Source organism: Acaryochloris marina MBIC11017 (genome assembly GCF_000018105.1).
In the GTDB taxonomy this organism is placed as follows: Bacteria; Cyanobacteriota; Cyanobacteriia; order Thermosynechococcales; family Thermosynechococcaceae; genus Acaryochloris; species Acaryochloris marina.
In genome coordinates this window covers 6,232,646-6,255,132 of sequence record NC_009925.1, presented here as the reverse complement: position 1 = coordinate 6,255,132, position 22,487 = coordinate 6,232,646, and the positions used below count along the sequence as shown (strand labels likewise).

Annotated in this window: 26 protein-coding genes and 1 pseudogene; 12 read left to right on the top strand and 15 right to left on the bottom strand. The window is 46.4% G+C overall.

What is annotated here, in order from left to right; all coding sequences use genetic code 11:
- Window positions 1–51: 51 nt before the first annotated feature.
- From AM1_RS27895 to AM1_RS27885, 3 genes are all read right to left on the bottom strand, one after another.
- Window positions 52–432: a hypothetical protein gene (locus AM1_RS27895; RefSeq protein WP_012166305.1), complete on the bottom strand. Its 381-nt coding sequence runs from the start codon at window positions 430–432 to the stop codon at window positions 52–54.
- Between the two features lie 91 nt (window positions 433–523).
- The gene (locus AM1_RS40055; protein ID WP_041660657.1) at window positions 524–1,003 is read right to left on the bottom strand and encodes a hypothetical protein; all 480 of its coding nucleotides are present in this window, start codon (window positions 1,001–1,003) and stop codon (window positions 524–526) included.
- Between the two features lie 174 nt (window positions 1,004–1,177).
- Window positions 1,178–2,074, bottom strand: a complete 897-nt coding sequence (locus AM1_RS27885) for a tyrosine-type recombinase/integrase (RefSeq protein ID WP_012166303.1) — start codon at window positions 2,072–2,074, stop codon at window positions 1,178–1,180.
- Between the two features lie 80 nt (window positions 2,075–2,154).
- Here AM1_RS27885 and AM1_RS27880 point away from each other — a divergent pair, with 80 nt between their 5' ends.
- Together AM1_RS27880 and AM1_RS27875 are read left to right on the top strand one after the other, a co-directional pair.
- The gene (locus tag AM1_RS27880; RefSeq protein WP_012166302.1) at window positions 2,155–2,628 is read left to right on the top strand and encodes a double zinc ribbon domain-containing protein; all 474 of its coding nucleotides are present in this window, start codon (window positions 2,155–2,157) and stop codon (window positions 2,626–2,628) included.
- A 4-nt stretch (window positions 2,629–2,632) separates the two neighbouring features.
- Complete coding sequence (locus AM1_RS27875) at window positions 2,633–5,662, top strand: Tn3 family transposase (protein WP_012166301.1); 3,030 nt, start codon at window positions 2,633–2,635, stop codon at window positions 5,660–5,662.
- Window positions 5,663–5,951: 289 nt separating this feature from the next.
- Here AM1_RS27875 and AM1_RS27870 read toward each other — a convergent pair whose 3' ends face one another.
- Both AM1_RS27870 and AM1_RS27865 read right to left on the bottom strand, forming a co-directional pair.
- Complete coding sequence (locus AM1_RS27870; protein WP_012166300.1) at window positions 5,952–6,821, bottom strand: ArdC-like ssDNA-binding domain-containing protein; 870 nt, start codon at window positions 6,819–6,821, stop codon at window positions 5,952–5,954.
- 70 nt (window positions 6,822–6,891) lie between these two features.
- Window positions 6,892–7,269, bottom strand: a complete 378-nt coding sequence (locus AM1_RS27865; RefSeq protein WP_012166299.1) for a hypothetical protein — start codon at window positions 7,267–7,269, stop codon at window positions 6,892–6,894.
- 226 nt (window positions 7,270–7,495) lie between these two features.
- On the opposite strand from AM1_RS27865, the gene AM1_RS27860 reads away from it, so the two are divergent.
- Window positions 7,496–7,726 (top strand): hypothetical protein, encoded by a 231-nt coding sequence (locus tag AM1_RS27860; RefSeq protein WP_012166298.1) that lies wholly within the window; start codon window positions 7,496–7,498, stop codon window positions 7,724–7,726.
- Window positions 7,723–8,043, top strand: a complete 321-nt coding sequence (locus AM1_RS27855; protein ID WP_012166297.1) for a hypothetical protein — start codon at window positions 7,723–7,725, stop codon at window positions 8,041–8,043. The genes AM1_RS27860 and AM1_RS27855 overlap by 4 nt, the downstream gene beginning before the upstream one ends.
- 199 nt (window positions 8,044–8,242) lie before the next feature.
- Here AM1_RS27855 and AM1_RS27850 read toward each other — a convergent pair whose 3' ends face one another.
- The gene (locus AM1_RS27850) at window positions 8,243–8,506 is read right to left on the bottom strand and encodes a hypothetical protein (RefSeq protein ID WP_041660656.1); all 264 of its coding nucleotides are present in this window, start codon (window positions 8,504–8,506) and stop codon (window positions 8,243–8,245) included.
- 284 nt (window positions 8,507–8,790) lie between these two features.
- On the opposite strand from AM1_RS27850, the gene AM1_RS27845 reads away from it, so the two are divergent.
- A complete protein-coding gene (locus AM1_RS27845; RefSeq protein WP_012166295.1) occupies window positions 8,791–9,171 on the top strand; it encodes an AbrB family transcriptional regulator in 381 nt (126 codons plus the stop codon).
- Between the two features lie 203 nt (window positions 9,172–9,374).
- A complete protein-coding gene (locus AM1_RS27840; RefSeq protein ID WP_012166294.1) occupies window positions 9,375–9,650 on the top strand; it encodes an HU family DNA-binding protein in 276 nt (91 codons plus the stop codon).
- Between the two features lie 99 nt (window positions 9,651–9,749).
- Here the strand turns inward: AM1_RS27840 and AM1_RS27835 are convergent, their stop codons facing one another.
- The gene (locus AM1_RS27835; RefSeq protein ID WP_012166293.1) at window positions 9,750–11,414 is read right to left on the bottom strand and encodes an IS5-like element ISAcma17 family transposase; all 1,665 of its coding nucleotides are present in this window, start codon (window positions 11,412–11,414) and stop codon (window positions 9,750–9,752) included.
- Window positions 11,415–11,535: 121 nt separating this feature from the next.
- Here AM1_RS27835 and AM1_RS27830 point away from each other — a divergent pair, with 121 nt between their 5' ends.
- The 4 genes from AM1_RS27830 (at window position 11,536) to AM1_RS27820 (ending at window position 14,299) form a co-directional block, all read left to right on the top strand.
- Window positions 11,536–12,342, top strand: coding sequence for a sigma-70 family RNA polymerase sigma factor (locus AM1_RS27830; RefSeq protein WP_012166292.1), 807 nt, complete (start codon window positions 11,536–11,538; stop codon window positions 12,340–12,342).
- 817 nt (window positions 12,343–13,159) lie between these two features.
- Window positions 13,160–13,390 carry a hypothetical protein gene (locus AM1_RS42400; RefSeq protein ID WP_012166290.1) on the top strand — a complete coding sequence of 77 codons (231 nt, stop codon included), beginning with the start codon at window positions 13,160–13,162 and terminating at the stop codon, window positions 13,388–13,390.
- On the top strand, window positions 13,383–13,553 hold the full coding sequence (locus tag AM1_RS42395; RefSeq protein WP_012166289.1) for a hypothetical protein: 171 nt from the start codon (window positions 13,383–13,385) through the stop codon (window positions 13,551–13,553). Before AM1_RS42400 ends, AM1_RS42395 begins: the two co-directional genes overlap by 8 nt.
- Before the next feature lie 332 nt (window positions 13,554–13,885).
- The gene (locus tag AM1_RS27820) at window positions 13,886–14,299 is read left to right on the top strand and encodes a hypothetical protein (RefSeq protein WP_012166287.1); all 414 of its coding nucleotides are present in this window, start codon (window positions 13,886–13,888) and stop codon (window positions 14,297–14,299) included.
- 243 nt (window positions 14,300–14,542) lie between these two features.
- Here AM1_RS27820 and AM1_RS27815 read toward each other — a convergent pair whose 3' ends face one another.
- Window positions 14,543–14,722: a hypothetical protein gene (locus tag AM1_RS27815; RefSeq protein ID WP_012166286.1), complete on the bottom strand. Its 180-nt coding sequence runs from the start codon at window positions 14,720–14,722 to the stop codon at window positions 14,543–14,545.
- 711 nt (window positions 14,723–15,433) lie between these two features.
- A complete protein-coding gene (locus AM1_RS27810; protein WP_012166284.1) occupies window positions 15,434–15,832 on the bottom strand; it encodes a DUF1622 domain-containing protein in 399 nt (132 codons plus the stop codon).
- Window positions 15,833–16,130: 298 nt separating this feature from the next.
- Here AM1_RS27810 and AM1_RS40050 point away from each other — a divergent pair.
- A protein-coding gene (locus tag AM1_RS40050) for an IS630-like element ISAcma34 family transposase (protein WP_148215715.1) occupies window positions 16,131–17,128 on the top strand; the annotation gives its coding sequence in 2 pieces (ribosomal slippage) (window positions 16,131–16,584 and window positions 16,584–17,128; 999 coding nt in all).
- A 378-nt stretch (window positions 17,129–17,506) separates the two neighbouring features.
- On the opposite strand, the gene AM1_RS27795 is transcribed toward AM1_RS40050, so the two are convergent.
- The 6 genes from AM1_RS27795 to AM1_RS27770 form a co-directional block, all read right to left on the bottom strand.
- Entirely contained in the window at window positions 17,507–18,049 is a 543-nt protein-coding gene (locus tag AM1_RS27795; RefSeq protein ID WP_012166283.1) for a hypothetical protein, read from the bottom strand.
- A 222-nt stretch (window positions 18,050–18,271) separates the two neighbouring features.
- Complete coding sequence (locus AM1_RS27790) at window positions 18,272–18,496, bottom strand: hypothetical protein (protein WP_012166282.1); 225 nt, start codon at window positions 18,494–18,496, stop codon at window positions 18,272–18,274.
- A 666-nt stretch (window positions 18,497–19,162) separates the two neighbouring features.
- Window positions 19,163–19,429 (bottom strand): hypothetical protein, encoded by a 267-nt coding sequence (locus AM1_RS27785; RefSeq protein ID WP_012166279.1) that lies wholly within the window; start codon window positions 19,427–19,429, stop codon window positions 19,163–19,165.
- A gap of 8 nt (window positions 19,430–19,437) precedes the next feature.
- On the bottom strand, window positions 19,438–20,127 hold the full coding sequence (locus AM1_RS27780; protein WP_238549111.1) for a hypothetical protein: 690 nt from the start codon (window positions 20,125–20,127) through the stop codon (window positions 19,438–19,440).
- Complete coding sequence (locus tag AM1_RS27775; protein ID WP_012166277.1) at window positions 20,114–20,515, bottom strand: hypothetical protein; 402 nt, start codon at window positions 20,513–20,515, stop codon at window positions 20,114–20,116. Before AM1_RS27775 ends, AM1_RS27780 begins: the two co-directional genes overlap by 14 nt.
- Window positions 20,512–20,871 carry a hypothetical protein gene (locus AM1_RS27770; protein ID WP_187152911.1) on the bottom strand — a complete coding sequence of 120 codons (360 nt, stop codon included), beginning with the start codon at window positions 20,869–20,871 and terminating at the stop codon, window positions 20,512–20,514. Before AM1_RS27770 ends, AM1_RS27775 begins: the two co-directional genes overlap by 4 nt.
- Before the next feature lie 195 nt (window positions 20,872–21,066).
- On the opposite strand from AM1_RS27770, the pseudogene istA reads away from it, so the two are divergent.
- Window positions 21,067–22,071, top strand: a pseudogene (gene istA, locus AM1_RS43355) (IS21-like element ISAcma26 family transposase); the annotation flags it as partial.
- Window positions 22,072–22,487 lie beyond the last annotated feature (416 nt).

Below are 22,487 nucleotides of genomic sequence, written 5' to 3'. Positions count from 1 at the left end.
TTCGTTCAATAAAAGGCATCGTTTGACTTGTCCTGAGCTTGGCGATGCCTTTTACTGTTCTGAAATGGATGGCACATCGACATAGCCGCCATGGATCAGTGCCTCTAGCATCAGTGCCGTCTCCATATGTTTGAGGGCATCGACATGCCGCCGTTCCGATCTCAGCGTCGTCGCCTCGGCCATCAGATAGGCGACACAATCACGGAAGCACTGGGCTTTTTGTCGGTCAAAGGGAATGCGCTCAATCTCTGGTTCTAGCTGGGGCCAGACCGCTGGATTAAACAGTTTCTGGGCACCACTGAGCAATAACTCCTGGGATTGCATCAGGTTTTTTGCCGTTGCTACCGTCATGACTGCCACCGGAGAATAGGCGAGGTTAACCGTAGGCGGGTTGAGTAGAAATTCTGGCAAATTAAGGTGATGGGCTTGCATGGTTTTCTCCAAAAGTGGTGAGGAAAGGCCAGCCCCGATTGCTGGGGGGGATCGCCACAGGGCTGACCCAGGTACAGACAGGGGGAGAGGGTTAAGCTGCTTTGCTAACCTGCTCAAGCAAATGGTTGTGTGCCCAGTCCCACCAAGAGCGACGTTCCCAGTTAATCGCTTTGATGTCTTGGCCTTTTGCTTCGTTGTAGAGGGGCACAATCACAGCGTCGAGGTCTTCAACCGCCCCAGGAGAAACCCCCGAGAGTTCATACACGGTATCGGCCAGAGATTCCAGTTCAGTTCGCTTAATGGCAAGTTGCTTAAAGAAGGTCTCCCAGCTATTGATGCGAGTGACCGTGAGTTGATCCATCAGTTCGTTTAGGGCAACGATCATCAAAATGTCTTGGCCTGCTACCTGCTTAAGCACTTTGAATACAGCCTCTTTTAGGGGAGAGCATTTGGCCTTATTAGTTTTTCGCTGTTCTAGACCCGTCGCTTCCAGGGTTAGCAATCCGAAGGGGTATGACAACGATTCGTACAAAAACTGATCATAGGGCTGAAAGCTATATCTGATAGCCATTTCAGTCGGTGATTTTGTGTTTTGAGGTGAGGTAGAAGTTCATATCGTTGTTTTGGACCCGTTTTTAAACTCACTGTTTGATTGCAGAGTAGTTTCAATACTCTGAGAGATCTCCAATGTGTTCGGTAAGATGGTCAATTCTAACCTACCCACGTCATCTTCTTGAGAACATCATTATTGAACTGCATTTTCTAAATGTTGAAATGCTCTTTGCGCTGCCCCTTTTGCTTGTTCAGATGTGACGGTCTGATATCGGAGGGTGGTCTGGATATGCTGGTGCCCCATTAACGCTCTGAGTTCCTCCAACCCCATTAGTCCCACTCGCTCTGTCGCAAAAGTATGACGCAGATCGTGCAACCTTATCCCTTGGATTTGTGGATAGCCTTGAATCGATTGATGCCAGTGATGATGGGCTGTTCTGTAACTCAGACGGGTCACTTGACTCGTAGGGGTCTTTCTAGCCGTGAACAATGCTGGCGAAGGCGTATAGCGATAGTGCTGAATATAGGTCTGCAAGGCTGCAGCTGCATTTTCACTGTAAAAGCACCAACGGGTTTTGTTGCCTTTACCCACGACCTGAAATTGCCGTTGCCCCAGATCGACTTCTGCTAAATCCAAAGCCAAGATTTCTGAGATGCGGGCCCCACTGTGATGCAATAGCTTCACCAGTGCATACAAACGTGCATCGTTATAAATAGCTTGATATAGGGTGGTCAATTGCTCGGGTTTCAAGAACCGAATGGGCTGATCACTTAGATGCTCTCCCTTGGCTTTATCCGGTGAACGATGCTCTAACTGGGCAATGGGATTGCTGCGAATATACCGTTGGCGCACAGCAAAGTTGAGTAAGTCCTTGAGGGTGGCTTGATGCCGATGGTGAGTCGTGTAAGACAGGTGCGTCAGGCTATTGAGATACTCAGACAGGATGTCAGCATCTAATAATTCCACTGACCAGCTGCCATATCGCTTCAGTAACGGCATCAAGGTCAGTTCATAGGAGCGGGCTGTGCTCGTAGCCAGATGGGGGCGATCTAAAAACTGGGTTGCCACGGTGGCTAAAGGCTGATTCATCTGGAGCTTTGCTTAAATCTAAAGACTCACTTCGCCTCATGCACTATACCTCTGGGGAAGAAATATCCAGTGATAAATCCATGCAACCTTTAGAATCCGATTCCCTCCCCCTTGCCGATGAATCCTTGGCTGAGTATCTTCGCCGTCTGCGAGTCAGACTCGGTCTCACCCAGAAGGAAGTCGCTCTCAAGGCCAATATTCATGCCCAAAGCTTGAGTAAGCTGGAGCGCGGCAAAACGTTGTCCCTCAATCATAAAACTCGTCAGGGCTTAGCTTGTGCCTTACAAATTCCACCTGATTACTTGGATTCCATCAGCCGAGGTCGAGCCATCCAAGCCACGCAAACTTTGAAATTCTGCCCCCAGTGTTGGCGCATAGGCAGTGCTCCAGAGCCGCTGTGGATGGACATCAGATCTAAACACTGTTTTGCTTGCGGCACTCGACTACAAGATCGCTGTATCAGCTGCCAAGAACCCATTACCTCCCTCAAGCATCGTTTTTGCCCCTATTGCGGAACCCCCTATCAAACCCAGCAGCAGATCCAAGGAGTTTGAGGTCGTGGCCAGTGTACATGAAACCGCCTATCCACGTTTGAAACGGAATCCTTCAGATCAAGACCTTTCAGCTATCTACACTCCCACTAAAGAGGAAATGGCGCTAGCGCAGCACCTCACCCGTAGTCCTCAAACTCAATTGGGGTTTTTGGTGATGCTCAAAACCTATCAGCGCTTGGGCTATGCCATCAAGACCAGTGATGTGCCCGCTGCTGCTGTGCGTCACATCGCCACTATAGTTGGCCTGCACGGTTTCCAATTGGATCTGACGACTTATGATTGCTCCCCCACGCGTTACCGGCACCTGAATATTATTCGGGGGTATCTACAAATCACCAAGTATGGCCCTCAAGCCAAAGCGGTCATTGAGGAGTCCATGGAAAAGGCCGCAGTGACGAAACATGAACTCGCTGACCTCATCAATGTGGCCATTGAAGAATTGGTCCGCCATCGATTGGAATTACCCGCTTTTATTGCCCTAGATCGCGCAGCCCGTCAGGTCAGACAAGCCGTATCTACTCAGCTGTATGAACAAGTCAGTCAGACCTTAAAGCGGGCGGAGCGGGTGAAGCTGAATCGGTTATTTGTGTCGACTTCTCTAGCAGAGAAATCGTTGTGGAACCGCTTGAAGGAAGACCCTGGTAAACCCTTGCTCTCGCGGCTGCAAGAGTGGATTGAGCGATTGGAATGGTTGGCTGATCTGCAGATCCCAAATTCCGGTTTGCTGGATATTCCCGCCGTCAAGCTCAAGGCCCTCGCCGCAGAGGCCCAGTCTTTAGATGCCGCTCGCATGAAAGAAATGAGCGATGCTAAACGCTATACCTTAGCCCTGGCCTTGCTATCGACTCAATATGCCAACACCCTGGATGATCTCGCGGAGATGTTTATCAAACGGGACCGCCAGCTCCATCACAAGGGGGCAGAAGCCCTGAGTGACTATCGTCGCAGGACGCAAGCTCGCACGGATGAACTCATCGATATCTTCTTGCATGTTCTATTGGCCTATGACTCTGAAGGCCGGATCACCACACGCTTCAAGTCGATGAAAATTGTGATTGGGGATGATCCACAACCGCTCATTGACGATTGCCAAGAGCACTTAGCCTACGTGGGCAACAACTACTTCTCTTTTTTGACTCGTTTCTATCGTAGCCATCGAGCCGTATTCTTCCGACTCCTAGAGCAACTTCCCTTGTGCTCTAGCACCCAGGACCAGTCTTTAATCAACGCGATTGAATTTATCAAAGCCCATCGGTCCAAACGCAGTAAATGGGTGCCGATGACCCAGATCGTCAATCAGGGCACCCCTGATGAAGCGGTTGTCCCGTTGCTGGATCTCAGTTGGGTGCCTAACAAGTGGCGGTCATTGATCACTGACCCGCAACAGACTACGCCCACTAAAATTCATCGCCTTTACTTTGAGTTGTGCGTGTTCTCTCATATCAGTCTGGAACTGCAGTCGGGGGATTTGTATATTCCTGGCAGTAATGAATTTGGGGACTATTACAGCCAGTTGATTTCTTGGGAAGAATACCAGGACTCAGCTGAAGAGTATGGCAAGATGATCAATCTGCCAACGGAGGGTAAGGCCTTTGTTCAAGAGATGAAGCAGCGGTTGCGAACGGCGGCTAAGACGGCAGATCAGGCCTTTCCCACCAATGCTCACTTGAGTTTCAAAAAAGACCGCCTGGTGATCCACAAACGCCAACGTCAATTACCTGAAGGATTGGCGGAAGTGAAGGCACTCATTGAACGGAAGATCAAACCCGTCTCTATTCTGGATGTGCTGTGTGACACCGAGAAATGGCTCAACTGGACCCAGTGCTTCGGGCCCCTATCTGGCTTTGATACCAAGATCATAGATCCGGTCGAACGCTATATCACCACGACATTTTGCTATGGCTGCAACATTGGCCCCAACCAGCTGGCACGGTCAGTTCCAGGGAGTGACCGTCGCCAAATCTGGTGGATTCATCATCGCCATATCAGTGAAGAGAAAATACAACAGGCCATTACTGGGATTATCGATTCCTACAATCGCTTTTCGCTTCCCAAGGTTTGGGGGTCCGGCAAACAGGCTTCTGTGGATGGTACCAAGTGGGATATGTATGAGCAGAATCTATTGGCGGAATATCACATCCACTATGGCGGGTATGGCGGCATTGGCTACTACCACATCTCCGATACCTACATTGCTCTGTTCAGTCACTTTATTCCCTGTGGTGTTTGGGAAGCCGTTTACATCCTCGATGGATTGCTCAAGAATACTTCCGAGATCCAACCGGACACGATTCATGGCGATACTCAATCCCAAAGCTGTACGGTATTTGCCTTGGCATTTTTATTGGGCATTACGCTAATGCCCCGCATTCGAGGTTGGCAGAACTTAGCGTTCTATCGACCGTCTCGGGGCACCCGCTACAAGCATTTGGACAGCTTGTTCACCGAAGTGACGGACTGGGATCTGATTGAGACGCACCTGCCGGACATGTTGCGGGTGGCGTTGTCCATTAAGGACGGGAAAGTTCAAGCCTCTACCCTGTTGAGAAAGTTGGGAACCAATAGCCGTAAGAATAAGCTATTTCAAGCCTTTCATGAACTTGGGGGCGTCTTGAGAACTATCTTTTTACTGCAGTACATCAACGATCCTCAAATGCAGGAAACGATCCATGCTGAAACCAACAAGTGCGAGGCATTTAATCGCTTTATTAAGTGGATCGCTTTTGGCGGTGAAAACCAAGTCCTCTCTAGCAACAACCGGGCTGAACTTCGAAAGCGCATCAAATACAATCACCTGGTGGCCAACTGCCTCATTTTCTACAACGTTTCAGAGATGAGTCGTATCCTCAATGAGGAAGCCCAAAATGGCCGCACGTATGATGCAGAAGTTCTGGCATTACTGAGCCCTTATTGGATGGACCATCTCAATCGGTTCGGGCTGTTCTTCTTAGATCAACAGCGCAATCCACCACCGATCAATTTCGAAATTCCGATTGCTCAAAAGGAACAAGAGGCTGAGCCCATATTGGTGTAGTCGGTGGTTAAAATCTATGTTGGTCAGTTGGAAAGAGAGTTTAAGAATGGGGTATCAGTACCGAAATAGACTTCGTATTTTGCCAAAACCCTAAAATCGTCGCCTGAAATAGCTATCAGATATAGCTTTCAGCCCTATGATCAGTTTTTACATGAATCGTTGTCGGACCCCAATTGCCAAAACAAGAACCAGATGAGGGTGTAACCGTTCATCGTTGCCCCCTAAGTTTTCAAAATCTCTCTGGAATCTGAAATGGTTGGGTGATTAATGGCTCACCCAAGCCAGGTCATTAGGCAATTACTAAAGTGCTAGATTCATTGGAGGCAACGCTTTCAATGCCTTCAATAATTGCCTTGACTGTTTTTGCGATCGCATCCATCGATGCTTTGAATTGCCCCAGAGCCTGATCGCTTTCCCGGTTCCAACAGGTGATATAAGCAAAGGAGCGTTTCTGATCCTCTGCAACTCCGAAATATTGGGTGACGCAGTAGGCCACAGACTCAGCCTCTAGTTCTTTGGTTGAGGTGGGGGTGTGGTCGTGATACTCAGCCGCACTATGCATTAAGGCATGGCCCAACTCATGGGCAAGGATGCTAGCTCTCAGCTCCACGCTCAACAGCGGATCAACTTGGATCTCAATACTATTAGGCTTGTAGATACAAACGCCGTAAGCGCCTGGGTAGGCTTTCTCTAGGATTGTGAAACCTTGAGCCTCACCGAACGCCTTTAGATTGCGGTACAGCTCGGCCTCTGTGGTTGGGGCCTTGATATCTGTTTCCTCTAAGTCATCGCCGTCAGTCTGGCTAATATCGAATACAGTGGAGGTTTTGAAACCGTATATTCTCCAAACTGGTTCCCCCGTTTCCTTGTCCTCTACCTTTTTCTTACAAGGGGCAAGGATAACGAGGCCCTTCTCTCCTTTGCGGACCTGTCGCCCAAGTTTTTGCCAAGCCTTATATCCTGCTACGTGGCTGGCCTCGGGACATTGGCCATAAATGAGCATTGTGTTACTGGCAGAGTAGTTATAGAACTTGGAATGGAAGTCTAGATATTTTCTCCAGTCAGCTTCACTGGCTATATTCAGGATGCCTTGCTCTAGCTTTTCCAATGCAGCTTGTTGTTTAGCCTGGGCCTTCTCACGCTTGGATTGAGTGGTCATAATATTAATCCCCTTTTGTAGCGAGCGGGTATGTGTGGAGTAGGAGGGGCAAAGGTGCCCCAGGACGATTTTAAAATTCGTCCTCGTAATCGTTCTCAGCTCGAACCGTCTGATCGGCGGGCACGGTGAACCAGTCACTGAGAACACCCTTAAGCTCAAGGTGATTAAGAACCCAGTTCTCGATCCGGGTCTGGGTCGTGCGCTCGTCAGCGGTTGGCTTGCGGGTCACCATCAGCACCCAATATTCATCAAAATCGATATCAGCATCGAAGGGGCCGCAGTCCTTTGTCTGAATGCAAGCCAACGTATAGGGAGGGCAAAGCGGATCTTCGGTGTGCTCGTTAATGAAGGCTATCCCATCAGCTTCAGTCTGAACCAGCCACATATCAGGCTGGGTTTGACGCTCAACACCAAAGCGAAGAATCGGTGTTTCGAGTAGAGTAGGCATAGTTGATTCCTGTGATTGGGTATTGACTAAGGCATCCGAGAACTTTCCACGGGACCGGATGCCTTTGTTTTATCTGACCTTATTATGCCTTTAACACAGGCATAATACAATGGTTTTGCTATGATATTATTTATGCCGTTGTGGCTAGGCCAATAACTATTACTTATGCCTGTACTACAGGGTTATTTGTCGATTAAGCTTTAGATGAAGTATTGCTCCCTAAGTTATGCCTAAAGGCAACCCAGATCCGGTCATGCCACCTAAGTTTGTGTCTAGCCGTTTTAAGCGATCTGATGAAACGATTGAAGAGCTGGCAGACCGAAATATCCAGTTTCGTCTGACGAAGAGTGTAGATAAGGTTGTTCGTGCTTTACCAGATCGGTCTGCATGGCTTCGGCGGGTTGTTACTGAAGCTGCAAGGCGTGAATTAATGGGAAATCTAGAGGATAAATCATGACTACTGATGGCCCAGATAGGCTAGATCGCATTGAGGCATTACTAGAACGTTCAATTATTGATTCCAATGAACGTCTATCTCGTATTGAAGGAATTGTGCAGTCTAATGCTCAGATCATCCAATCTAATGCCCGTTCCATCGAAGCCATGGGGACACATTTCGAGGAAACTAAAAAATTGGCTGACAAGGTATTTCAGCGCATGGATTCCCTAACCCAGCAACTATCAGCAATAGTCAGTAGCCGAAATGAGGACCGCGATTTACTGCGTACCATCAAGGCGGGCATAGATAGACTACTGAGACGGTCTGATCAGTGAGTCAGACTTAGGGGAAATCTACAAAAGTAGAAATCAAGGATACACCTGCTGGGATTTGGGTGAGATGTCTGAAGGGTAGTCTTTGGCCGTCATGCTCCAGCCAGGTACTTTCAATAGACATCGATTTTGACCTAGGCTCACTCTCTCAGCAGCTCCAGGTGGGAGATGTTATGGCGTTACACTCAACCAGGAATACCCTTTAGCAATGGACATGCCGCGCAACTGATTCGGGTGTATTCACCTTAGGGTTAACCTCAGTAGGGATTCCACTGAATGGGTAATGATTCATATCAGATTGACAGTCTTTCCAAGCCTGGAGCATAGCGTTTATCGCAGTTTCTAAAGGCACTTCCTCAAGAAGCTCATGATGGTGATATTTCAGGCAGATCAGCAGATGATTACGCAGCCTATTTTTCTCAGTAAATTTATCTCTTTGTAGAGGATTTCTATTGATATCCTTCATGACCCTCACCCTTCCAATTGATATATTGAATGGCGATAGGATAGCAAAGAGTTCTTATCAAAAACAATGTCTATTAATCAATGTCAGAAAGAATAAGAATACCTGAGTAATTAGCAGATTTAACTAGCAGATATATGAACTTATATGTGCTGATACTCTAATTGTTGATAAACAAGCATTATGAATTCTCAAGAAGTTTATAAATGGCACAAAAATCTATAACAACTTTCAAGATATTTTGTTATTTTGTATCTTGTATTACATATCAACCCACATTAAACTCAATGCCCAGAAAGAAGAAATCAACCCCTAAACCATTAAAGGGGGCTGCCTTGATAACCAAAGTCGCACAACTCGGACAGGCGACCCGTGAAGAGAAAGCGAAAGCCTGCGGGTACTACAAGGTTTCTCATAATGGAACTGAGCGCGCCAACATCATGGCTTTAATGAATGCACTCCTAGAAGCTGAGGGCATGGACTTAGATGCAAAAGTGATCCCCCATCAAAAGCAAAGTGGGCGGAGTCCTAGTTATCGAATTAGTGTGCAAAAAAATGGTCAATTGCTGATTGGTTCTGCCTACTCCAAGCAGATGGAACTACAACCAGGAGATGAATTTGAAATCTCTTTGGGGCGGAAGCATATCCATTTGAATAAGGTCATTTAGATCGTTAGTTATTCATAGAAAGATTTTTCTATGAATCGTAAATATAGATTCTAGTCAGATTTTAGGGTAAAGATTGGTGTATATCTTGAATTTTGATTGTTTTACGCTATATCCTTACTCACTAATATGAGCTTTAAATCCTCAAGAGAACACCACATTAACTGCCTAAGATTCAAGTCTGACCCACTCTTTAAGGTGTAACTATGAATAAAGCTGATTTAGTGGATTCTATTGTTGAGAAGTCTGGAACGACTAAGAAACAGGCCGATACCATACTCTCAGCATTAACGGAGACAATTATCGATAGTGTGAGTTCTGGTGAAAAGGTCACTCTCGTGGGCTTCGGTAGCTTTGAGGCCAGAGATCGCAAAGCCCGGAATGGGCGGAATCCTCAAACGGGGAAACAGCTTAAGATCCCAGCAACTAAAGCCCCTGTGTTTAGTGCTGGCAAAGACTTTAAGGAGAAGGTCAGAGACTAAGTGATAAATCAACACGCTTTGTTTTCATGACATTACTGTGGTTCAACGGATGGGTTCACTTGAAAACCCATCCGTTTTCTATGGACCGAATACGCCCCTTTACTTTAAGAAATACGAATAAGCTATTCCATTTCTCCGATAGGTGGGGTATTCCTCTAGCAACGGTGTTTGGGAATTTAAGTAGGGTTTGCTGAGAAAGTAAATTGAGCAAATTCCATGCATCAAATCGTACAAGCAACCCATTTGTGACGGCCAGAGCCATATCCTTTGACTGGCCCTAGCAAAGCCCCAAGGAAGTCCTGACAGCTCCATAACGCTTTCCAAAACCAGCAATCCCACCCCAAAAATGAACGATAAAAAGTGGCTGAGCCACCGCTCCAGATTCATGACCAAGAACGTGATAGCAATCGCACTGGCAGCCGTATCCGCTAACTTCGCCATCACTCGATTCAAGCCAAACCGTCGCTTGGCCTGCCCAAACTTACCCTCAATCTGGACCCTCACCTTTTCATCCTCACACGCTTGTTGCTTGAGTTGGGTCTGTACTTGTGGGTCTTGTTGAGGTCTTCCTAACGGCGGTCCACTCAAGCGAATCCCCCGAGCTTTACACCATCGTCGATTAGCCCGAGTCCGATAGATTTGGTCAGCATGGACTGAGAAAGGATAATGGCCAAAGCGACGACGAAAGGCTTCCACTTGATGTTGAAGATGCTGGGATTCATTGAACGCATCCCAACTCAAGCGCTCCAGAAACACACATCCACGCACACAACTGAGGGATAGCTTGGCTCCAAACTCAACGGGTGTTCCAGCTTTGCCTCGGACCATCGGTCGGACATGAGGCTGACTCATACTGACAATCCGGTCGTCCACTCGACGTACTGACTGTTGATACATCCATTCTTGCTGTCGAAAGACTTCATGAATCACCAGCAACAGACGGTACTGCCGCCGGGACAATTGGGATAGGGAAGCCCCCAATGTTATCAACCCATCAATATGGGCTAGATTGCGACGCACATAGCCCAACTGCTGACGAATCCCTTTACGAATCAGCTTGCGGCTCGGTTGACGTTTTTTGGCAATGGCCAGATAGGCTTTGCGGGCCTTCTGGCGGTAGGTGCGAGGTTTGCACTTGAGGGACAGCATGACTTGAGCATATAAAGCATCGAGGATGGCTTCGCTTGCTTTGCGGGCATCATTGAGCAAATCCAAGTCTGTCGGATAGCGAATATCGGCTGGTGCACAGGTCGCATCTATCAACAATTGGCCCTGGTTGGGAGGGGCAGGAGGCTCATCTTCATCATCGTCAGAGGGAGGAGATGACTCAGGGGACATCGCCACAGGAGACCCCTCGGATGCCAGCACAGAGTCCACGACTGCGTCATTGACTTGAGCTAGCAGCTCTAGATTCAACCGTTGGCGAAAGTGAACCAGCATGGAGGCATCAAACGGAGCACTCTCTCGATATTCACTAAACCCCAGAAAGTACTGCAAGTAGGGGTTCTCTCGAATCTGTTCTACGGTCTCTGCGTCGGATATACCCAGTTTCTCTTTGATGATTAAGGTCCCTAAGGCCACACGAAAGGGTTTGGCAGGTGCCCCCATGGTCTGACTGAATTGGTCTGCATATTCTGACTCAAAGCTCTCCCAAGGAATCAACTCGGCTAGTTTGACCCAGCGATTCTCTCCTGAAAGTTTCCCTCCAAAGGGCAAGTAGAAGTTCTCAAAGGACAGTTGACCGGGGGATGGACGGCGATACATCGGGTTGCAGGTGCAAGGGTTTTAAATATTTTGAATGATTTTCCTTGCACTTCTCAAGGGCCCTCAACACTTGGATACACTGCAAATATTGGAACTTAGACTTCCGAAGCAAGCCCTAAGTATGGCGATTCAGAACGATAGCGTTCAAGCCTATTTGAAGGAGATGGGACGTTACCCACTCCTCTCCCATGAAGAAGAAATCAGACTGGCCCGACAGGTTAAAGCTGGTGATCTCAAAGCCAAACAGCGGATGATTGAGTGTAATCTGCGCCTGGTAGTCTCCATTGCCAAGAAGCATCAGCATCTCGGTTTACCCCTGATGGATCTCATCCAAGAGGGCAGCATTGGTCTCAATACTGCTGTTGACAAGTTTGACTTAGCTCAAGGCTGTAAGTTCAGCACCTATGCCTATTGGTGGATTTCAGAGGCGATTAAGCGGGCGCTGAAATCCCAGTCCCGCACGATCTATATCCCTATTCATCAATGGGAACGCGCCCACAGGATCAAGAAGGCTGTTCGCCAATTAACGCAAGAGAAAGGGCGTACTCCCACCCTCAAAGAACTCTCAGCAGCGACTGGCATAAAGTCTTCACTGATTCGGAATACCCTGCAATCATTTCAAGCGGTTTCTTCTCTCGATCAGCCCGTGGGTCCTGAACAGAAAGATGCTCTTATTGATTTAATCCAAACAGAAGATGCTCCTCTCTCGATCATGGATGGGTTAGAAATTGAAGATGCTCTAACCCGGTGCATGGCCTACTTAACTGAGCGGGAGAGATTCATCGTTGATCAGCGGTATGGCTTAACGGATGGTCAGCCCAAGTCAATGGGAGCCATTGGCAAGCAAATTGACATCAGCCGGGAACGGGTTCGGCAAATTCTCAATATCGCTATGAAGAAGATGACGCGACAAGTTCGTTCGGCTTAGCAATGATTCAATATCCCCATATCGATAGAGATGAAATTTGATGATAGGTTGAGGAGATTTAAAATCGATAATTAATATAATTTGTATCCTGAAATATACTCAAAGATATTCAGTTCAGCGAAGAACTACTATCTTCGTTGCAACATCATAAAAAGAAATACTCCTAGCAGTAAACGAATAAAAGTACAAGCGATACCAATTCCGATAAATAAAATCAAGCCTATTACTCCTTGACCTTGAAATCGTGAATCAGTGGAGTAAATCATCGCCATAAAAAAAGCAGTGATGAGATATGACGGGGCTGAAACAAATGCAGCAAGTGCCCTTCTATACCTTAATCGAACAACATTTGTATGAATAGATCTAATTATGCTCAAGGTAAGCAAAATATCAATGATTAGGCCAGGAATAAGTACTGGTAGAATATAAAAATGCACGTTTATATAGGGCTTTAATGTTTATAGAATAATCCTATGAAAACATTTTAGAAATCACAGCAAAATTATTAGAAATATTTAGAATTCTATAAGGCTTTCAGCTCCCGATATTTTGTTGATCTAATACAAAAATTTCCCATATCTCAGCTTCGACCTTTTTTTAGGCCAGGTTGGTGATGATGTCATCGCAAAACCAGCCAATGCCATTCATCAAAACATAGCAAGCACCACCTCAACTGAATCTGGGTTGTTGCTATTGCCTAAATCTCTAGACCAAACAGCTTATGTATTAAGTCAAGCAGTATCCTTAAACATCCGGTCTTTGGGTGGAGCCATTCTAGCCACCGCCTCCGACGAGAAATAGAAAGGGGTATAGAAAAATGTCCGATTTCGAGGTACAAAGAGAAAAGTTAGAGCATTTGTACTATTTATTACCAAGCTTTCTATCTGATGAATTGATTGAAGCTGGAATGGAGAGCATCTCTTCGGAAGCCATTGAGGAGGGTAATGACCTCGACCCACGCACTAACATTGAATCGTCTCCAACAGTCCTTGACCTAATCGGTGAGGCAGTTGAATTATGGGTGCTTAAACGAGGTGGGGATGACTGAGCTTCGTGAGTTTTCCTTCATCGTCTTTCACACCAGTGGCAAAGAGACCATTCAGACGGTCGTGAGTACCACAAGGGATCTTGCTGAAAGTGCGCTGCATCGCTGGATTACAGATATCAAATCTCTACAACCCTTGGTTTCCAGGGATGAGAAACAGCGATGACCAGCATTGACTCAAATTAACTGGACCGTATTGAAGTACTGGTATATCCCAATTACTCAGATCATCCAGTCTACTGCCCGATCCATTGAGGCGATGAGGACACAATTTGAGGAAACCAAAAGACTTGCTGATAGAGTATTTCAGCGTATGGACTCTCTAACCCAGTAGCTAACGGTCAGTATGAACAGTCGCAACGGGGATCGTGATTTACTCCGAGCAATCAAGGCTGGTATCGATAAGTTGCTGAGGCATTCTGAGTAAACATCTATCAATTCACAGATATATATTTAAAGCTGGTTCAATATACATGATCTGGATGATGGAGATAACCTATGGCCAATATCCCATCTCTTTCACTCCCACAACTAGAACTCCTCAGACTTGCTAAAAAACATTCTGTGGAAGAACTTCGGCTTGTCTATGAGTTCCCAGTGCTGGATGATAATGAACTTTCAAGCGGCCACCCACCATTTATCCAAGAATTGATTGATCACCATTTCATTCAGGTGCAAGAGAAAGGAACTTCTTTATGTGCTTCCGAGTTTCAACAAGAAAGCTGGACGGAGTACTGTGACGAGATTGACTATCCCAAGCAAACCGATTGGGACCGATGGAGGCAGGGATTCATTGTCCAACTCAGTGAGGGCTTTGAAAGCCTGATGACTCCAGGAAAAAGCTTGGGGCAATTCTCTAAGGTATGGATCCGAGAGATTGGCCTTCGAGGGGTTCAGCCAAGTAGTCTGTGAGTGGGGCTTGGGGCTTTAATTCGGTTTAACGAAATTAAAGGCCGGAGTTGAAATTCAACGAGTGATAGGTATCTCTACGTCTATGGTTCAATAGCCATAATTCCCCTCATAGCTGTATGCAACACAGCTCAATGACATGGGGGATGGAGACAGTCTTAACCTGCATGTTTTGAGTAATCATTGGGTATAACCGACCGTTCTGTTGGGTGTTGAATATAGAATCTCCAAGCAAGTATTGAAGGGTTAAGCAGACTTGGACACTTTTCTAAATTGATAATTCAGCAAATCAGTATAAGACAACAAGGGAGAGCCATGATTCCATTGTGCAGGTAGCTCTCCGTTGTAAATAGCTTGGCGAATGTCAGTCAGGGTAAGACCGAATAGAGATGTGGCTGCTTCAGGCGAAATTCGGGAGGAAAACATGATGTCTCCACTAGATGATCGAGGAACGGATACGAGGAGAACATTCAATGCCAAAGAAATTATAAATATTTAGTTAAAAAAGTATAAAAAAATTAATGTTGTTTTTATGATTAACGGCGGCTTAAACCGATATTGGACAATCTTCCCTCCTAAATTCTAGGTGTAAGTTTTTAGTCTCGATGTTAGATCTTGAGTCCCTTTGGGCAAAATCAGTCTAATCAGCTATTACGAACCTGATTACTTCATCAAGGAAATAGGAATATCTAGCCCCTATGACGACAAAGGTAGGGGCTGTTTTCTTTCTTAATCGAAAAATGGCTCATGAAGCTTGCGCCTTAAAAGAAAAAACACCACATTCTTCCCCAAGAGCGGTGTTTTTTCTTGAATGACAATGAATGCCTCAATCAGACTTATTGTTCCCATAGAGGAGAAAAGGCAAACATCACAAGAATGCCAATGAACAAGACTTAATCATCACAGGGTTATTGGAATTGGGGTGAACGTGGTTAGGAAGCTTTATCACTTCAGATAAATGAAATTTGAAACGACGTAATTATGTTTGGGGTGAAGCCAATCATCAGGCCAAGCACTCATGTAACTTCAAGCCTACAGATACTCTTCTACCAAAGTGATAAAAGAGGGCTAAGCAGAAGTGAAGATGCTAAACCATCCTCACTCAACTAGAATTATCCAACTCACATCCAGATCTGGTTAATTGGAGTTGGATAAATCCGTCTCGTCCTCATCAAAGCGCTTTTGCATCTCAAAGACCTCGATCAGTTCTTTGTTCAGAAAGTAGTTGAGAAAGGTACGAATGATTGCGATGGCACCCAGTTTCCCGAGTGCCTCAAACGTAGGAGCAACGGTCGTGGCTAAGACATCTGCCCCCAATTGAAACTCCAGAGCTAATGCTAACCATCGTCCAAAAGTTAACCGCAATCGTCCCAATGGGAACTGTATAGTTGAGCGACGACGGCGCAAATTAACCGAGAGCTTGATGCTCACGAGCAGGCCCAACACAATACAAAAAGCCGCTACTGCTTCCAGTACTACTTCTAAAAAAGATACGATGATTTCCAAGTTGCCTTGCAAATGGTGGACGACTTCCATCAAGCTTCAACCTTGACCAGCACAACACCCTGCCAAAGAGACTACCCTGTTGTGTACCTTTATTGAGTTAATCTTGCAGGAGGATTGACAACTCAAAGGCTTGAGCGTATCACAAACATTTCCTGCCTAATCTATTCCGAAACCTGTTAACAGTAATACACGCCAGAGATCGCATGTGCAAGAGACACCTAGCGTAAATTCGGAGAAATCAACGTTGATAAGCAGATGAACAAAATTAATTACATAGAATTTCCTGGTTGTAAACTACCTGAGTCCTCTGTTTACATCCATTGATTTGATGTTATTAGTCCGTCCTATCTCCACCGAAAGCTTACGCTTATTGCATCGGATTTATCACAGTAGTCGCCATCATCAGGTCAGACAACGCGCCCATTGCCTCATTTTGTTCGCCCAGGGTTGGCCCCCCTACACCTTAGCCTCCCTTTTTAGTGTGAGTCCTAAAACGGTTTACAACTGGCTTAAGGCTTGGAACAACCGAGGATTTGCAGGACTCTATAATCACCCAGGTCGAGGTCGAAAACCGATGTTTAATCCCGACCAACAACAGCAGATTTATGAGTGGACTCAGGCATCTCCCATCCAACTCAATCAGGTGTTAGCTCAGATTGAACAACAGTGGTCAGTACGCGTGTCAAAGGCCACAGTTAAACGCGTCTTGAAGCAGATGGACATGAGCTGGCATCGCTTTCGCCAAGGGACATCAGGCCAGCCTTTATATGCCCACTACCTCGAAAAAAACAGCAGTTAGAACATCTCAAGGAACAGGAAGAGAAGGGAGACATCCATCTATTCTTTATGGATGAGAGTGGTTTTTCGTTAGTCCCCTGTATTCCCTATGGATGGCAACCCATAGGGACGTATCTGGAAATACCGACTCGTTCAAGTAAACGCTTGAATGTTCTGGGGTTTTTGAGTCGACGACAAGGGCTACATGCTTATACATCAGAACAGACCATCACCAGTGAGGTTGTCAGTCATTGCATTGATACCTTTTTTGCTGACGTGGAGTTGCCCACCGTCATTGTGGTGGATCAAGCCCCTATCCATACGAGCCAATCAATCTATGAGATGAAAGCAGAGTGGGCCGAACGGGGAATTACCTTGTTTGAGTTGCCAAGCTATTCTCCCCATCTAAATTTGATTGAGCGTCTGTGGCAATTCATGAAATATCAGTGGATTGAAATGAGTGCCTACTGGGGGTGGTCATCTTTGGTCGAATATGTGGAAAGAGTTTTGAAAGCCTACGGCGATGATTATGTAATTAATTTTAGCTAGGTGCTTAATAGTTCAGGTGAGATTGAGAGAGCCGAAGAGTCGATCCAGGTTTACAGTTTTTGCTGGCATGGATCAGTCTCAAGAGATAGGTAATATAAAATCCCTAGGGAATCCAAAAGATATAGTATTGACCTTGGCTTGATATAGATGAGTGAAGAAGTGAGATAGGTAATACAAAATCCACAGGGAATCTAAAAACTTGAGTGAATTAATAGGTACGATATCGGGAATTGGTTTTGGAGTGCGATCGCAAACCCCAATACCAATAACTCACACTCAAAACAGCACATCACCAGAGATATAGCTTTGATATTACAAAGACCACATTTGCCAAGGGTTCAAAATCCTGGTGAGAGACAACCCTCTCACTCTTGGGCCTTACCCTAGAATATGGTAGTCATCACCCTTAAATTGCGGATTACCCTCATCATCTAAACAGGGGAGCACCTGCTCAAAAAGACCTCTCAAAAATATATCGTTAGCCTTGCCTTCCTCGTCATCGACTAAAAGGGCTAGCTTATCCCACTGGGGGTATTTATGAAGGGGATGGGTTACTGTCTTCCTGTTATAACTACCGTCCCAAGCAAACTGCTCATCCCAAGGGATTAAATCAGGATACTCGCTTTTGTCGTATGTATCGGTGTAAGTCTCCAGATAATTCTTAGAGATGTACTCGAAAGAGTTTTGGTACTCTAACGTTTTTTTCTCGGGGATCGGATGAGCAAGCTTCAAATGGTCTACATCAGGCAGAAAAATTTTGTAAGTGGGAAATTCTTCTTTAAATGCAGTCTCGATACTGTCTAAATCAGATTGTACGTTTAGGACCCAGAACTTCTTAATTTCGTTAAGGGCTTTTTCTGCATGGTCGGGGTCAGTGAGAGGGTCGAGCGTTGTTCGATAATGTATGTTTAGTAATGGCATTGATTTGACCTGTAAGTTTGCAAGATTTACTTTATTCGTCGAAAAACAGAAAGTTAGAGATTGGATGCATTAATAGGTGCAATGTCGGGAGTTGGTATTGGAGTTTGCGATTTCATTGCCACAGTACGAACCCCAATACTTAAAACGGCACATCATCAATACATGCAATTGCAAAACTCTCCCCCTCCCAACCTGAAGAGTCATCATGGTTTTGAGTATTTGTCATAGCTGCCACCCATAAAATCGCTGGACAATGCCCACCCGGATACTCTCAGATAGCTGAGACTCAGGTGGAAGCAGCGGGTTAAACTCAGCCAGCCAGGACGAAACCCGGTCTAAGATCTGGTCTGATGGCAGTCCTGTGCATGGGTCTGGGTGCTGGCCATAGTCGGTCTGGTGGTCGATCCAGATTTGCTCGTAGTAGCCGAAAAAGGGGTTAGTCGTCATTGGGTGACCTCGTTATAATTTAGGGAAAGGATTGGTAACGACCTCTTGGACTGGAAGAGCTAAGGGGTCGTTTTATTTGGTTAGGTGTGAAGTCTGGAGGTTGGTATTGGCGATGGGTATTGGAGTTGCGATGGTCTGCGACCAACCATAGGTCATCACATCTAGGCAACACAGAATCTGCCTGGAAAATGAAATACTAGGATGCCTTCAACCCTGATCAAGCGATTTGGTCGCTGAGGGAATGGGAGTACCTCACTTCAGTATCAAAATCCAGGCACTAATCCCTAAGACCCAACCAATGGAGCCTGCGAGGATCAGTAAGGGGGTAATCAGGATCAGAAGAACAATCAGACGGCCTTTCATTAGATAACCTCCATAATGTAGTTTTCCGTCAGCATTCGGGCGATGGTTTCAGGTTCTTGTTCTGGTTGGTCTAGAGTTACTTTCATAGCTGAGTCCCTATAGTCAGGTAATACAAAATCCACAGAGAAAATGAAAAGTTAGAGCATTGGTATTGAGTAGATAGGTGGGGAATCAGATAGGTAACACAAAATCCATAGAGATTTTGAAAAGTTGAAAGACTGGGTGAATTAATAGATGCGATATCGAGGATTGGTATCGATGGCGCGATCGCAAAAACCACAATCCCCAACACCACCCCCGAAATCACTTCCCCGAAACCTGCTCAATGGACGAAGATACAGCCGCATTCTGCCCAACTAGGTGATTGAGGAAGCCCCCAACTGGAAGACCAATGAGAATGCCGATGCCAATAAACGCGATTTTGAACCATGTCCCTTCTCGTTTAATTTCCCTCTCAGTCCGCTTTATTCGCTGGAGCTTTTCAAGCTGACTGATTTCTTTGTCTTTGAGCTTTAAATCAACAATGCGCTGTTTGATAGCCTTCTCGTTTTCCGCAAGCAGGCCATCCATCCGGGCGGTTAGTTGCTGCTGGACAACAATGGCGTAGGGTTCTGTACTCCAGTGAGTTCTCCCTGCTTTTTTTCAGCTCCTTTGCCCTCCAAGCTAGCGGTCATCCGTGCCATAAATTCAGCTTTGAATTCCTCTGAGAGAAGTTCTTTAGCTAAACCCTGGCGATACTTGGTCATAAATAGAGTCTTCAGCCGCTCCTGTTCCTCATAGGCCAGATCTGCAAACCCTTTGATTTGAGAGATCGTGGTCGCTATGGCAGCGTTCGCCTGCTCATCAATAAATTTATCCATCTGGACTGATTCAGGATCAGCCTCGACCTCAGCTACTGGGGGCGTATCCTCGACCACAGGCTGAGGGGGGATGATGGCTTCAGCGGGAGAGACACAATCATTCACCAGTTGGCAAATCTCCTCAAACCGCTCCCGGTAGTCAATCAGAAATCCATTCGCTGCTTCAATGGCGGCATAAATTTCATTGAACAGAGTGTCATTCACTTGTAGCCTCTGACCGATGCTGCGAAGGTACGCATCAATATAGTCATGGCCTTTCTCATCATGGAGAGCTTTCATCACCAACAAGGTCTCAGATTGCTCATCTGTGAACTCAGTGGTACCCGTCCAGTTACAAGCTTCCAGAATCTCTTCTAGTTCAGCATTATCAACTTTGAGTAGGTCTAAGATTTCACTAGTAATCATCATCAAATACTCCAATGGGTTTGCTGTAATCAAACTCTTCATCTTCATCGGGTGGGGAAGAGTCTTCTTGTGGGGAGGATAGGCAAGATGCCTCTTGAGCGGCAAATGGTTCTGCAACTTTTTCTGGAAGCTCATCACAGGGCAGATGCAAACGGGCCGATTCAAGATGCAATCTCGCCCGAGCCAAGGATTTCTCAATCAAGGCGTCAACTTCGCTTCTGGATGCACCTGATAGCGCCGCAGTCATTGGAGCCATCATGTATTCCAGCAAGTTGGCAGTCGCTGCTTCGATGTCTGTGCCATACAGCTCATTCATCGTGTCAATCGTTGCCGCTAATCGAGTGGTTGGCCTGGTGCTGAAATTGAGGTTCAGGGTTTTGCGATTGCTCATGCGGTCACCATTCCTTTAATCGTGAGATAAGCATCAGCCATTCTCAGAATCATGGGGTCTTTGTCTAGCTGGGGGAATGTCTCTGCGATTTCTCTCGCGATGCCATCTAGGCAATTCAGCCGCCGACCATAGACCCCTTTGAGCTGTTTACGCCAGAGCTGAGAACTCCCCCCAGTGACGTAGATGGTGACGGCATCCATCAGGGCTTGAGAGGAATCCAATTTACGCTCAATCTGATACCAGGATGATGACAATGCCCGGTCTATGGAGGCTGAAACAAATTCAACTTTTTCGGCGGGGATCAGTTTCTTGAGTATTAGACGACAATCGAGCTGACGGATCAATGACGATGTCACGTCGGCTATAGCTATGAAGAAACCAGGCATCCCCTGAGAAGGATAAAACTAGATCTCAATTCCCTAGAAATGATGTGTGAGATCGCGTTTCTAGAATTCAATCTCAAGAAAAAAGACACTTTTTACATCCCTAATCAATAGAGGGCTGTACAAGTGCCTAACAAAAGAATTGATTCCTATCATACTCGTGTTTATATGAACGGAAGAGACCTCGGCTTGAAACAAGCTGAAGCAGCTTACATTGCCGAAATATCTACAAGAACCGGACAACGAATTGAGGCCGGCACCCATCAACCTAATCGCGGCCGCCTTCAGGACCAACGCACCGTTCCCGACCCCTTAGCTGATGTGTGGGAAGACGAGCTAGAACCAATGCTGCGTCGAGACCCACGCCTCAAACCCATGACCCTGTATGAGTACCTGCAGGATAAGTATCCAGGCCAGTATCCCCAAGTCCTGCGGACCCTACAACGTCGGGTGAGAACGTGGAAAGCCTTACATGGACCAAGCCCTGAAGTGATGTTTGAATTGCGTCATGAACCCGGGGTACAAGGGTTCTCCGATTTTACAGAACTCAAAGGCATCACGATTACCATTGCCGGCAAACCCTTTGAGCACCTGATATACCATTACCGTCTGGGATATAGCGGCTGGCGATATGCCCAGATCATCCAAGGAGGCGAAAGCTTTGTTGCCCTCTCAGAAGGATTGCAAAATGCCTTTGCAGCCTGTGGAGGTGTTCCTACACAGCATCGTACTGATAGTTTGAGTGCAGCCTATCGCAACATGGGCGGCCGCCGGTCCAAAAACCTCACGCGTTTGTACGACGAACTGTGTGACCACTATCGGCTAGAACCCACTCGTAACAACAAAGGTGTAGCCCATGAGAATGGCTCCATTGAATCTCCCCATGGCCATCTCAAAAACCGAATTAAGCAGGCGATCTATCTGCGCGGCAGTGCAGATTTTACGAGTGTTGGTGAGTATCAAGCTTTGATTGATGCCCAGGTTGCCAAGTTGAATCAACAGTGCCAGGCCAAGTATGAGCAAGAAAAAGAGCATCTGCAACCCTTGCCCAAATATCGAACCCCTGACTATGAAGTGCTTACCGCTAAAGTCAGTAAACGCAGCACCATTGATGTTCGTTGCATTCTATACACCGTTCCTTCTCGGCTAATTGGCCGTCAATTGGAACTGCATCTATACCACGACCGGATTGTCGGCTATCTAGAGCGACACCCAGTCGTGGAATTGCCGAGGAAGCGTGTCAGTGGCAAAGGCAAACGTCGCGACCGTTGCATCAACTATCGCCATGTTATTGGTTCAATGCGATTGAAGCCTCGTGCTTTTATCTATTGCACCTGGCAATCAGACCTACTTCCCAATCCTGAATACCGCCAAATCTGGGAACAGCTCAAAGCCCAATTTGACCTGGAGCAGGCTGCCAAGATCATCGTGGAAGCCCTGTATATTGCTGCGGTTCAAGATAAAGAACAGGCCGTAGCAGTGTACTTACAGCAGCAGCTTCGCTCATCCAGCCTTACCCTCAATCGCCTGAAAAAACAGTTTGAGCCGCCTCAGATGAAGCAGGTTCCTGACCTCAGCATTGAACAACA